The organism is Nocardia sp. BMG51109, from assembly GCF_000526215.1.
Lineage (GTDB): Bacteria > Actinomycetota > Actinomycetes > Mycobacteriales > Mycobacteriaceae > Nocardia.
The window spans coordinates 1,945,653-1,957,611 of sequence record NZ_JAFQ01000004.1; the positions used below are offsets into that span (position 1 = coordinate 1,945,653).

Annotated in this window: 10 protein-coding genes; 5 read left to right on the forward strand and 5 right to left on the reverse strand. The window is 67.2% G+C overall.

What is annotated here, in order from left to right:
* Window positions 1-8: 8 nt before the first annotated feature.
* From D892_RS0110165 to D892_RS0110175, 3 genes are all read right to left on the reverse strand, one after another.
* Window positions 9-1,742, reverse strand: coding sequence for an ABC transporter ATP-binding protein (locus D892_RS0110165; protein ID WP_024801134.1), 1,734 nt, complete (start codon window positions 1,740-1,742; stop codon window positions 9-11).
* A 78-nt stretch (window positions 1,743-1,820) separates the two neighbouring features.
* The gene (locus D892_RS0110170; RefSeq protein ID WP_024801135.1) at window positions 1,821-2,291 is read right to left on the reverse strand and encodes an Rrf2 family transcriptional regulator; all 471 of its coding nucleotides are present in this window, start codon (window positions 2,289-2,291) and stop codon (window positions 1,821-1,823) included.
* Window positions 2,275-2,901, reverse strand: a complete 627-nt coding sequence (locus D892_RS0110175; protein WP_024801136.1) for a TetR/AcrR family transcriptional regulator — start codon at window positions 2,899-2,901, stop codon at window positions 2,275-2,277. Before D892_RS0110175 ends, D892_RS0110170 begins: the two co-directional genes overlap by 17 nt.
* 232 nt (window positions 2,902-3,133) lie before the next feature.
* On the opposite strand from D892_RS0110175, the gene D892_RS0110180 reads away from it, so the two are divergent.
* Together D892_RS0110180 and D892_RS0110185 are read left to right on the forward strand one after the other, a co-directional pair.
* Entirely contained in the window at window positions 3,134-5,494 is a 2,361-nt protein-coding gene (locus D892_RS0110180) for an MMPL family transporter (protein ID WP_024801137.1), read from the forward strand.
* 253 nt (window positions 5,495-5,747) lie between these two features.
* Complete coding sequence (locus D892_RS0110185; RefSeq protein ID WP_024801138.1) at window positions 5,748-8,054, forward strand: MMPL family transporter; 2,307 nt, start codon at window positions 5,748-5,750, stop codon at window positions 8,052-8,054.
* Between the two features lie 215 nt (window positions 8,055-8,269).
* Here D892_RS0110185 and D892_RS0110190 read toward each other — a convergent pair whose 3' ends face one another.
* Window positions 8,270-9,205 carry an LLM class F420-dependent oxidoreductase gene (locus D892_RS0110190; RefSeq protein ID WP_024801139.1) on the reverse strand — a complete coding sequence of 312 codons (936 nt, stop codon included), beginning with the start codon at window positions 9,203-9,205 and terminating at the stop codon, window positions 8,270-8,272.
* Between the two features lie 101 nt (window positions 9,206-9,306).
* On the opposite strand from D892_RS0110190, the gene D892_RS0110195 reads away from it, so the two are divergent.
* The 3 genes from D892_RS0110195 to D892_RS0110205 all read left to right on the forward strand — a co-directional run bounded on the left by D892_RS0110195 (window position 9,307) and on the right by D892_RS0110205 (window position 11,135).
* The gene (locus tag D892_RS0110195) at window positions 9,307-9,495 is read left to right on the forward strand and encodes a DUF6374 family protein (protein ID WP_024801140.1); all 189 of its coding nucleotides are present in this window, start codon (window positions 9,307-9,309) and stop codon (window positions 9,493-9,495) included.
* A gap of 348 nt (window positions 9,496-9,843) precedes the next feature.
* A complete protein-coding gene (locus D892_RS0110200; RefSeq protein ID WP_024801141.1) occupies window positions 9,844-10,179 on the forward strand; it encodes a hypothetical protein in 336 nt (111 codons plus the stop codon).
* 260 nt (window positions 10,180-10,439) lie between these two features.
* Window positions 10,440-11,135 (forward strand): HAD hydrolase-like protein, encoded by a 696-nt coding sequence (locus D892_RS0110205; RefSeq protein WP_024801142.1) that lies wholly within the window; start codon window positions 10,440-10,442, stop codon window positions 11,133-11,135.
* Here the strand turns inward: D892_RS0110205 and D892_RS0110210 are convergent.
* A complete protein-coding gene (locus D892_RS0110210) occupies window positions 11,113-11,922 on the reverse strand; it encodes a hypothetical protein (protein WP_024801143.1) in 810 nt (269 codons plus the stop codon). The two genes, D892_RS0110205 and D892_RS0110210, sit on opposite strands and share 23 nt — an antisense overlap.
* Window positions 11,923-11,959: the final 37 nt, after the last annotated feature.

Below are 11,959 nucleotides of genomic sequence, written 5' to 3' on the forward strand. Positions count from 1 at the left end.
CCCCGGCCTCACCGCACCTCCTCCGCACTGATCTGGGACTCCACGATCTCGCGGTACTCCGCGCAGTCGCGCAGCAGCCGGTCGTGCGTGCCGGTGCCGGCCATCGCGCCGTCCTCCAGCACCACGATCCGGTCGGCGTCGCGCACGGTCGAGATCCGCTGTGCCACCGTGATGACCGCGGCATCGGTGATCTCCGACCGCAGGGCCTCCCGGACCCGGGCGTCGGTGGCCACGTCCAGCGCGGAGAAGCAATCGTCGAACAGGTAGATCCTGGGGCGCTTCACCAGCGCGCGGGCGATCGCCAGCCGCTGGCGCTGACCGCCGGATACCGTCGTACCGCCCTGTGCGACAGGGGTTTCCAACCCCTGGGGCATATCCCGGACGAAATCGGCGGCCTGCGCGATCTCCAGGGCACGCCACAGCTGCTCATCGGTGGCCTCCGGATCGCCGTAGCGCAGATTGGACGCGACGGTGCCGGAGAACAGGTACGCCTTCTGCGGCACCAGGCCGATCTGCGAGCGCAGCAGATCCAGATCGACGTGGCGCACGTTGGTGCCGCCCACCTTCACCGCGCCGTCGGTCACGTCGATCAGGCGCGGAATCAGATTGAGCAGCGTGGTCTTCCCCGCACCGGTGGAACCCACGACGGCGACGGTCTCCCCCGGCTGCACCGCGAACTGGATGGCCCGCAGCACCGGCTTCTCCGCGCCGGGAAACTTGAACTCGGCGGCGGCCAGCTCCACCGAACCCGGATCGGACTCGAACGGCTGCGGCAGGGGCGGCTGGGTCACCGACGACTCGGTCTCCAGCACCTCGGCGATGCGCTCGGCCGACACCGCCGCGCGCGGCGCCATCATGGCCAGGAACGAGGCCATCATGACCGCCATCAGGATCTGCATGATGTAGGAGAGCATCGCGGTCAGCGAGCCGACCTGCATCTCCCCCTCGTTGATCGCGTGCCCGCCGAACCAGATCACCGCCACGGTGGTGAGGTTGCTGATCAGCATCACCGCCGGGAACATCAGCGCCATCAGCCGGCCGACGTACAGCGAGACGTCGGTCAGCTCGGAGTTGGCGACGCCGAAGCGCCAGGTCTCCTGCCGCTCGCGCACGAAGGCCCGGACCACCCGGATGCCGGTGATCTGCTCGCGCAGCACCCGGTTCACCGCATCGATGCGCTCCTGCATGCGCCGGAAGCCGGGCACCATCCGGGAGATGATCACCGCCATGGTCAGCGCCAGCGCCGGCACCGCGATCAGCAGCAGCCAGGACAGGCCCAGGTCCTGGCGCACCGCCATGATGATGCCGCCGACGCACATGATCGGCGCCATTACCAGGATGGTCGCGCTCATCACGATCAGCAGCTGCACCTGCTGTACGTCGTTGGTGTTGCGGGTGATCAGCGACGGCGCGCCGAACAGGCCCACCTCGCGCGCGGAGAAACCGCCGACCCGGTGCAGCAGCGCGGCGCGGATATCGCGGCCCGCGCCCATCGCCGCCTGCGCCCCGAGATACACCGAGCACGCCGAGGCCAGGATCTGCACGCCGCTGACCGCCAGCATCCACAATCCGGTGTTCCAGATGTAGCCGACATCGCCCTTGGTGACGCCGTTGTCGATGATGTCGGCGTTCAGGCTGGGCAGGTACAGCATCGCGATGACCGAGACCAGTTGCAGCGCGACGACCCCGGCCAGCTGGGTGCGGTAGGGGCTCATGAAGCTGCGCAGCAGTCTGATCAACATGATGCGTGCAGGCTACCGCCTCGATACGACAAGCGCCGCTACCTTATTCGGGCAGTCGGGCAGCTACTCGGCGCAAGGTCAGGCGGGCGGTCCGGGCCGCCGCTGCCAGGCCCCCGGGTCATCGGTCAGTTCGCCGACGAAGGCCGGCAGTTCGTCCACCGCGATCTCCGCGATCGACACCCGTTCGAGCACGGCTCGGATGTTGACCCGCAACGCGATCCACACCCGCTGCAGCGGCTCGGCGGCGCCGGCGTAGCGCACGTCCTCCGGCCGTTCCCCGCGCACCGAGGCCAGCGGTCCCTCCATCGCGCGGATCACGTCGGCGACGCTGATCTCGGTGGCCGGCCGCGCCAGACGATAGCCGCCGTCGGGGCCGCGACGGCTCGTCACCAGCCCGGCGCGCCGCAGCTCGGCCGCCGTCGACTCGAGGATCTTGGGCGGGATCGCCTGGGCTGCGGAGAGCACGTCGGCCTTGACCGAATCCGCTTGTGCGCGAGCGATTTCCAGCAGGATCCGGACCGCGTAGTCGACCCTAGCGCTGATGTGCACGGCCGCTCCCAGCCGCCGGATCCACACCGGCACCCAGCACACCGAGCGCGGCGTCCAGCAGCACCCGCTCGATCAGCTCGTCGTCGGTGTCGAGGTTCAGCTCCGTGGACCACAGCGCGGTGCCGAGCACCTCCAGCGCCGCGCTCGCCCGCAGCGTCCGCTCCGGCGTGGGATCGGGCCCGGACAGCCAGGAACTCAGCTCCCGATGGATGCCGACGATATCGGGATAGCGCTGGTCCCCGATGGCGTTCAGGATGGCGACTCCGTCCCGCACGCACATCGCGCCCGCGGTGCGGTGCCGCAGCAGCGCGTGCAGCTGCCGTGTCAGCACCTCGCGAATTCCCCTGGGGCCGTAGGCCACTTCGTCCAGACCGTCCACGACCGCGTTGAGGTCGTCGAATATCGGTTCGAGGATCGCCAGCAGCAGAGCCTTCTTCGAGTCGTAGTGATAGTAGAGGGAGGCTTTTGTGATTCCTACCGCATCTGCGACCTCGCGCAGGCTCGTATGATCGAACCCTTTGGTCGAAATGAGCCGGATCGCGGCCTCTAGAATCGCATCCTTGGTGCTCCCACCTGCGATAACGCTTCCGGAACTACGACGAGCGCGCATGGGACGATCCTCTCATCACGATCCGGCCGAGCCGCGGGAACCCTGCATACTGAGGTTGTTCCTCCGTTTATCGATCGGTAGTCTACCTACCGCACGGTAGGCAGAAAACGTCAGGTGGAGGCGGTCGCAACGCGGCGACTGCGGAGAGTGCTGTCCAGTGCTGTCACGGGGGGTCCTGAACCCGGCACAACCCACAACCCACACACCCCGTTATCGCTAGGAGAACCCAGTCGTGTCCGTATACCTGTACCGGTGGGGCAAGTTCGCCTTCCGCCGGAAATGGATCGTGTTACCGGCTTGGCTACTGATCGTCCTGATACTCGGAGGGCTCGGGGTCAGCCTGCAGAAGCAGACCAAAGACAACTTCAACATGCCCGACCTGCCGTCGCAGCGGGCCACCGACATCCTCGACGAGAAGTTCCCCGGGGCGTCGAAGCAGTTCGGTTTCGATGCCGTCACCGGCACGTACGTGATCGCGGCGCCCGCGGGGCAGAAGCTCACCGACCCCGCGAATCACTCGGCCGTGACGGCCCTGGTCCAGCGGCTCAACCAGCTCGATCTCATCGACCACGGCACGCCCGATCAGCCCAAGTCGCTGACCGACCCGATCGAGGCCACCTCGAAGATGGGCTGCCTCACCGGTGACCGCAACGACCCGGCCTTCGTCTCCACATGCGGTCTCGCACCGTTGAACGTGCTCGGCGAGGGCAACGCGGACACCGTCGCCTACGTCCAGGCCCCGTTCGCCGTGAAGTCCTTCTCCGACATCACCGAGGCGGACCGCACCGCGGCCTACGACGTGGCGGACGAGGCGCGCAACGCCGGGCTCACCGTCGAGCTGAGCGGCTCGATCGCGCAGGAGCAGATACAGTCCAGCGGCAAGGCCGAGATGATCGGTTACGCCGTCGCCTTCCTCGTGATGATGGTCGCCTTCGGCGCGCTGATCGCCGCCTTCGTGCCGATTCTCACCGGCATAGTCGGCGTCGGGTCGGCCTCGGCGCTGATCATGATGGGCAGTTCGGTCGCCGAACTCCCGAGCTTCACCCTGATCCTGGCGTCGATGATCGGCATCGCGCTGTCCATCGACTACGCCCTGTTCATCGTCTCCCGCTACAAACACGAACTGGCGGTACAGGATTCGCCCGAGGAGGCGGCCGGTACCGCGATCGGCACGGCCGGTTCGGCGGTGGTCTTCGCCGGCCTGACCGTGATCATCGCGCTGTGCGGCCTGGGCATCGTGGGCGTCGACTTCCTGACCTGGATGGGCCTGGGCGGCGCGCTCGCCGCGGCCTTCGCCATCCTCGTCGCGCTGACCCTGCTGCCGGCGCTGATGGGCGCGTTCGGGCGGTTCCTGTTCAGGCCGAAACTGCCGGTGGTGGCCAAGCACGATCCCGACGACGAGAACTCGGTCACCAACGGCATGCGCCTCGGCCGGCTGATCGGCAAGGCCCCGGCGGTGACGCTGGCGCTGAGCGTCGTGGTGCTGGGCCTGCTGGCCGCCCCGGCGGTGAACCTCAGCCTGGGCCTGCCCGGCGAGGACAGCCAGCCGCAGTCCTCCACCGTCCGCAAGGCCTACGACCTGCGTACCGAGGGCTTCGGCGAGGGCAGCAACGGCATCCTGACCGTCGTCGCCGACCTCACCGATGTGGCCCCGGCCCAACGGGAACAGGCCGTGACCGCGCTGCGCGACAAGCTGGCCGCCTACGACGGCATGGACTTCGTCACCGCGGCGTCGACCAACGTCCCCGGTCCGCAGCAGCCCCCCGACTTCGCGAACAGCACCGGCGCCCAGCTGATGGCGTTCCCCGAGACGGGACCGAACGAGGAGGCCACCCAGGACCTGGTGAAGCAGGCCCGCGGAGCGGAGACGGACTTCAAGTCGCAGTACGGGATGGAGTACGGCATCACCGGCACGACCGCGATCTACGCCGACGTGTCCAACGCCCTGCTCGGCAAGATCGTGCCGTACATGGCCATCGTCGCGGCGGCCGCGTTCATCCTGCTGGTGCTCGTGTTCCGGTCGATCCTGGTGCCGCTGACCGCCGCGCTCGGCTTCCTGCTGTCGATGGCGGCCACCTTCGGCGCCACCGTCCTGGTCTTCCAGCAGGACAAGCTGGGCCTGATCGGGGAGCAGCATCCGATCGTCAGCTTCCTGCCGATCATCCTGATCGGCCTGGTGTTCGGCCTGGCGATGGACTACCAGGTGTTCCTGGTGACCCGCATGCGCGAGGAATACGTGCAGGGCAAGTCGCCGAAGGACGCCATGGTCGCCGGTTATCATCACGGCGCGCGGGTGGTGACGTCGGCCGCGATCATCATGATCTCGGTGTTCGGCGGCTTCATGATGGAATCCGACCCCACCGCGAAGTCGATGGGCTTCGCCCTGGCCGCCGGCGTGCTGTTCGACGCGTTCATCGTCCGGATGGTGCTGATCCCGTCGCTGCTGGTGCTCATGGGCAAGTGGGCCTGGTGGATTCCGCGGTGGCTCGATCGGATCCTGCCGAATATCGACGTCGAGGGCACCAAGCTGCGCGAACTGCAGCAGCGCAACCGTGACGCCGAGGCCGAGAAGGAACCCGTTCCGGTCGGCTGAGCACACCGGTCCGCACGAGAACGTCGGCCCCCAGCCCGTGTCGGGTTGGGGGCCGACGGCATTCCGGGGCTGTGTCCCAGAGCTCGAGCGTCGATCGAGTTCGAGGTGGCGATGCCCTTGATCTTGAAGCGACTACCCACCAGACTCGGGATAGCTCTCCAGCTCGAGGATCTGCCGCTCCGGTCGGTGGTCGGAGCGTTTCGAACAGCACGCGTTTCGAACAGCACGGCTCACAGACCGCAAGGAGACGCTCGTGTCCGTTTATCTGTACCGGTGGGGCAGGTTCGCGTTCCGCCGCAAGTGGATCGTCCTACCCGTCTGGATCGTGCTGTTCCTCGTGATCGGCGGCCTCGGAGGCCAGCTCAGCAAGCCGATGAGCAACGACTTCAGCATTCCGAACCTGCCGTCCGAGCGCGCCACGCACATCCTCGACCAGCACTTCCCGGGCATGTCGCAGGCGTTCCAGTTCGACGCCGTCACCGGCACCTACGTCATCGCGGCGCCCGCCGGGCAGAAACTCACCGATCCGGCCAACCACGCGGCCGTGCGGCAGCTGATCGCCGATATCGGCACCCTCGGCATCGTCGATCACGCCACGCCTCCGCAGGACCCGATCGCCGCCAGCGAACAGATGGGATGCCTTGCGCCCGAACGGGATTCCGGGGCGTTCTCCTCCGAGTGCAGCAGCGCGCCGCTGAACGTGCTGAACAAGACCGACCCGGATTCCGTTGCGGTGCTGACGGTTCCGTTCACCATCACACAGTTCACCGATGTCACCGCCGACGATCGCAAGGCCGCCTACGACATCGCCGACGGGGCCCGCGCCGCCGGGCTCACCGTCGAACTCGACGGCACCATCGCGATGGAGCAGGAGCAGCCCAGCGGCAAGGCCGAGATGATCGGCATGGGCTTCGCGCTGATCGTCATGATCATCGCCTTCGGCGCGATCGTCGCCGCCTTCGTGCCGATCGTCACCGCGCTCGTGGGGCTGGGCGTGACCATGTCGGTGATCATGCTGGGCACGTCGTTCCTGACGATCCCCAGCTTCACCACCTTCCTGGCCTCGATGATCGGCATCGCGCTGTCCATCGACTACGCGCTGTTCATCGTCTCGCGCTACAAACACGAACTGGCCGTGCAGGATTCGGCCGAGGCGGCGGCGGGGACGGCCCTGGGCACGGCCGGATCGGCGGTCGTGTTCGCCGGCGGGACGGTGATCATCGCACTGGTCGGGCTCGCCATCGTCGGGATCGAGTTCCTGACCTTCATGGGCCTGGGCGGCGCGCTGGCGGGCGCGTTCGCGGTGCTCACCGCCATCACGCTGATGCCGGCGCTGCTGGGCGCGCTCGGCCGCGTGCTGTTCAAGCCGAAGCTGCCCGGGATCGCCCAGCACGATCCCGAGGACGACACCATCGTCACCAACGGCACCCGGGCGGCGCGGCTGATCGGCAAAGCCCCGGCGGTGGCGCTGGTGCTGAGCGTCATCGTGCTCGCGCTGGCCGCCGGCCCCGCCACCCATCTGCAGCTCGGGCTGCCCGGCGAGGACAGCATGCCGAAGGACACCACCATCCGGAAGGCCTACGACCTGCGCACCGAGGGGTTCGGCGAGGGGAGCAACGGCAAGCTGATGGTGGTCGCCGAACTCGGCAACGTCGCCCCGGATCAGCGGCCCGCCGCGGTGCAGGCGCTGCGCGACGAACTGGCCGGCTATCCGAATATGGATTACGTCACCGAGCCGCAGCTCAGCCAGGACGGCGCCGGTGCGCTGCTGAACGCGATCCCGAAGACCGGCCCGAACAATCAGGACACCAAGGACCTCGTCCGCGAGGCCCGCGACGCGGAGTCGACCCTGCGGTCGCGGTACGGCATCGAGTACGGAATCACCGGCACCACGGCCATTTACGCCGACGTCGACCATGCCCTGCTCAGCAAGATCGTGCCCTATCTGGCGATCGTCGCCGGCGCGGCGTTCCTGCTGCTGATCGCGGTGTTCCGGTCGGTGCTGGTGCCGCTGACCGCCGCGCTGGGGTTCCTGCTGTCGATGGCGGCCACCTTCGGCGCCACCGTGCTGATCTTCCAGGACGGCGCGCTCGGCCTGATCTCCGAACCGAGACCGATCGTGAGCTTCCTGCCGATCATGTTGATCGGCTTGGTGTTCGGCCTGGCCATGGACTATCAGGTGTTCCTGGTGACCCGCATGCGCGAGGAGTTCGTGCACGGCGAATCGCCCAGGGAGGCGGTGATCAAGGGCTATCACCACGGCGCCCGGGTGGTCACCTCCGCGGCGATCATCATGATCTTCGTCTTCGGCTCGTTCATCCTGGAGTCCGACACCACCGCGAAGTCGATGGGCTTCGCCCTGGCCGCCGGCGTGCTGTTCGACGCCTTCCTCGTCCGGATGGTGCTCATCCCGTCGCTGCTGATCCTGATGGGCAAGTGGGCCTGGTGGATTCCGGGCTGGCTCAGCAAGATCGTGCCGGACATCGACGTGGAGGGCGCGCGGCTGCGCGAGCTGAACCGGGCCGACGAGCAGGATCGGACAGTGCCGGTCGGGCCATAGCACCGGCCAACCGGCACTGTCGTTCCGGCACCTGTCACTCCGGCACGCTTCACCCTGTCACTCCGGCACGCTTCACCCTGTCACTCCGGCATGCTTCACCCGCCGTCATTCCGGCGGGAACCCGCCGAATGCATGCCGGGATGACGGGGAACCGCCGAGTACACGTCGGGGTGACGTGCCGAGAGCACACCGGGACCCGGGACCGGTCGATGCCCTCAGCGCAGCTGCGGAGCGACCTCGGCGGCGACCAGTTCCAGGTGGTCCAGGTCCGACAGGTCCAGTACCTGGAGATAGAGCCGGGTGATGCCGGTGGCCTCGCGGTAGCGGGCGATCTTGTCGACCACCTCCGCCGGGGTGCCGGCCAGCCCGTTCTGCTTCAGCTCGGCGACCTCGCGGCCGATGGCGGCAGCGCGGCGGGCGATCTCGGCGTCGTCGCGGCCGACGCACAGCACCTGCGCGACCGAGCGGGTGATCTCGCCCGGATCGCGGCCGATCTCCCGCGCCGCGGCGTCGACCCGATCGAATTGCGCTGCGGCCGTGGCGGAGTCGACGAACGGCAGGTTGAACTCCTGGGCGAACCGAGCCGCCAGCGCCGGCGTGCGCTTCTTCCCGCCGCCGCCGATGATCACCGGCGGCCGCGGCCGCTGGGCCGGCTTGGGCAGCGCCGGAGAATCCGCCAGCTCGTAATGCTTGCCGACGTAGTCGAACGTGCCACCCTCCGGCGTCTCCCACAGTCCGGTGATCACCTCGAGCTGCTCGGTGTACAGGTCGAACCGCTCCCGCAGCTCCGGCAGCGGAATGCCGTACGCGGTGTGCTCGCTCTCGAACCAACCGGCGCCGAAACCGAAATCGATACGGCCGCCGGACATCTGGTCGACCTGCGCCACCGAGATCGCCAGCACCGACGGGTGCCGGAAGGTAGCGGCGGTGACCAGCGTGCCCAGCCGGATGCGGGAGGTCTCCCGCGCCAGCCCGGCCAGCGTGATCCAGGCGTCGGTGGGGCCCGGCAGCCCGGACACGCCGCCCATTTTCAGGTAGTGGTCGGAGCGGAAGAACGCGCCGAAGCCGGCGTCCTCGGTCGTCTTGGCGACGCGGAGGAGGTCATCGTAGGTCGCACCCTGCTGAGGTTCGGTGAAGATCCGTAGGTCCACGGCCTCCAACGTACCGATGATCTTGGCGTCCGCACCCGTCGGCCACATCCGACACGCCTTCGCCTATCGAACTTACGTTCGAACCGGAGTAGTGTGGCGGCATGCCTCCCAACCGCCGAATCCAGTTCGCGCATCAGTGGCTGGAACAGGTCCGCGACAATCTCGCCACCGCCGCGGCCACCAGCACCGACCTGTCCGCCGAGCAGCTCAACATCATGTCCGCCAAGGTCGCCGAGAGCCTGCGCATCTTCGCCGAGGCCACCCGGCACGAGAAGTCCGACGCCGCGTGACGGCATGGGCACCGGATGCGCCGGTACTACCGCAGTACGGTGCGGTTATGGCGACGAACGTTCGACCGACCGACGAGAACGAAGCACATTGTCGCACCCAGCCCGAGCGCGAGGCGCAGAACAGGAACACTGCATCGACGAAAACATCGCCGAGTACGTCGGGGCATCGTGACACGGCCCGGACCGAGATCGCCTTTGCTGTCGACGAGCACCGGGAACAGCTGGACAGGCTGAAGTGCGGCCACCCTCCGGGTGCGGGAATTGCGTGCGCCGAGAGTGGTTCTGCCGGAACCTCTCTCGCAGACCCGCTACCGTAACGTCGGGGGGCCTCCGGCGGAAGTTACGTCCATGAGCCTGCGTCTCTCCGCCGCGATCGTCGGCACTCTCGCCGCCATCGGCGGCTCGGTCGTGCTGTGGTTGCCCATCAGCCTCGAGGACCCCGCCACGTCCGGGCGTCCTATCGCCTGCGGTAGCGCATTCCGGGTCGACACGAGCCACGCCGAAAGTGTCGACTTCGCCCACCGCGTCCTGCACCCGGGCACCCCGTACGAGAGCATCACCGGACAGTGTTACGACCGGGCAGCACGGCAGCAACACATCGGGTGGCCGATCGCCCTCGGCGGGGCCGTCGTGCTCGCCGGGGCGATCCTGATCCGGTCGTACCGCAGCCGGGTTATGGACTGAAAAAGCCCCTGACCTGCTATTGCAAGCCAAGGGCTCTGGCGGTGGCGGAGGGATTCGAACCCGACCGACGTCCGGTACTTACCCGCTCTCACCTGCTTCTCAACGCATTCGAGTGAATCTCGGCGCTGGGGTGACCTGCAATTTACTCGGGACGTGTTGACCGGGTCAACACGTGCGCAGACCGGCAGTTCTCGTCCGTGCGGGCTCAAGCGCTCGGGCAAACCGTCGCGAGGGCACGTAGGCTTCCTCGGGTGGGGCTGATGCTTGTCCTGTGGGACGTGGACAACACGATGATCGCCAACGGCGGGGTGTCGAAGGACGCGTATGCCGGCGCTTTCGAACTGCTTACCGACAGGCGCGTCGAACACCGGCCGCGTACTGGCGGCAGCACCGACGCGCTGATCATGCGCGATCTGGCGGCCCTCCACGGGACGTCGCTTCCCGACGACAATGCCCCGATCTTCAACGCTCTGGAGCGATCGTTGTCGGCACGCAGGCCCGACCTCGCTGCCCGAGGCCGCGCGTTACCTGGTGTCCGGGAGGCGCTGGACTCCCTCGCGCAGCTGGACGACATTGTTCAGTCGGTGCTCACGGGGAACATTCAACCCAACGCCTTCACGAAACTCGACACTTTCGGGTTGGCGGGACCTCCGCTGGACTGGGCGATCGGGGCATTCGGCTCGGATGACGAGGTCCGCGCCAGCTTGGTTGGTATCGCCCAGCAGCGTGCGGCTGAGAAGTATGGGGTGTCGTTCACCCGTGACAACACCGTGCTTGTCGGTGACACACCGAACGACGTACGAGCCGGACTCGATGGGGGCGCCAAGGTTTTCGCTGTCGCCACCGGCAGCGACACCATAGGCACCCTCGTCGAGGCCGGGGCTGATGTGGTGTTGCCCGATCTCACCGATACTGCCGCGTTTCTCGCGACGATCAAGCAGACACTGGGGGCTTGAGGTTCGCGCGTGAGTACATGCTCCAGAACGTGGAATCCGTGATCGGCGAAGCGGTTTCCCACACTCGTTCGAAGCTTCGGACATACATGTCGAAGAAGTCGCCGCCCTGGATTCGGCGCAGGTGCAGGATCGGGGCCATGTACCCGTAGGTGCCGTAGACGTGCTGATTGATCAACATCTGATCGTCGTATCGGAAGATCGAGTTGTAGAGGCACGTGCGGTGCAGCAGGAACTCGACGCCGGGGACCCCGACAAGGGGGCTGTAGTAGGTGAGGGCCATGCGAATCCGCGCGGGTATCGCTTCGTAGAGCCTCTCCTCCTCGCCTCGCAGATCCATTTCAGGCGAGTCCGGATCCCCGAGCAGAATGCGCACACGAACGCCTTTCTCGGCCTTGCGCCGAATCAGTTCGATCGACTCGGGGTTCTGCTCTGGCAGGAACAGGCTGGCGTTCGCAAACAGCCACAGCTCGGATTCAGTGCCCGACAACAGATCCAGCCACAAGCGGCGAGGTGTGTCAGAGCGATGCGGGTAGACGTCGACGATCTCCTGTTGCGCGGCCTGGCTTGGTGACGTACCCAGCTCCGGCCACAGGAACCCGACCGTAACTCCGAGTAGCTCAGCGGCCTTATGGGCAGCTCCGCGCCGCGGAACAACACCTTTGGTGACCCAGCGGTGGACGCTCTTCGGGTCGAGGCCAACATGCCCGGCCAGTGCCTCGGTCGTGACACCGGCGTCTGCGATGGCAGCGCGAAGACGTTCGTTCGGAGCCGACTGCAACGACATCATGACCCCCAGGGACGTTCGGGACGTTTGATCCGCAGCG

Excerpts from the sequence above, each read along its gene's own strand:
- D892_RS0110165 (WP_024801134.1), bottom strand. The coding sequence starts at position 1,742 with ATGTTGATCAGACTGCTGCGCAGCTTCATGAGCCCCTACCGCACCCAG.
- D892_RS0110175 (WP_024801136.1), bottom strand. The coding sequence starts at position 2,901 with ATGCGCGCTCGTCGTAGTTCCGGAAGCGTTATCGCAGGTGGGAGCACC.
- D892_RS0110195 (WP_024801140.1), top strand. The coding sequence starts at position 9,307 with ATGCCTCCCAACCGCCGAATCCAGTTCGCGCATCAGTGGCTGGAACAG.
- D892_RS0110200 (WP_024801141.1), top strand. The coding sequence starts at position 9,844 with ATGAGCCTGCGTCTCTCCGCCGCGATCGTCGGCACTCTCGCCGCCATC.
- D892_RS0110205 (WP_024801142.1), top strand. The coding sequence starts at position 10,440 with ATGCTTGTCCTGTGGGACGTGGACAACACGATGATCGCCAACGGCGGG.
- D892_RS0110210 (WP_024801143.1), bottom strand. The coding sequence starts at position 11,922 with ATGATGTCGTTGCAGTCGGCTCCGAACGAACGTCTTCGCGCTGCCATC.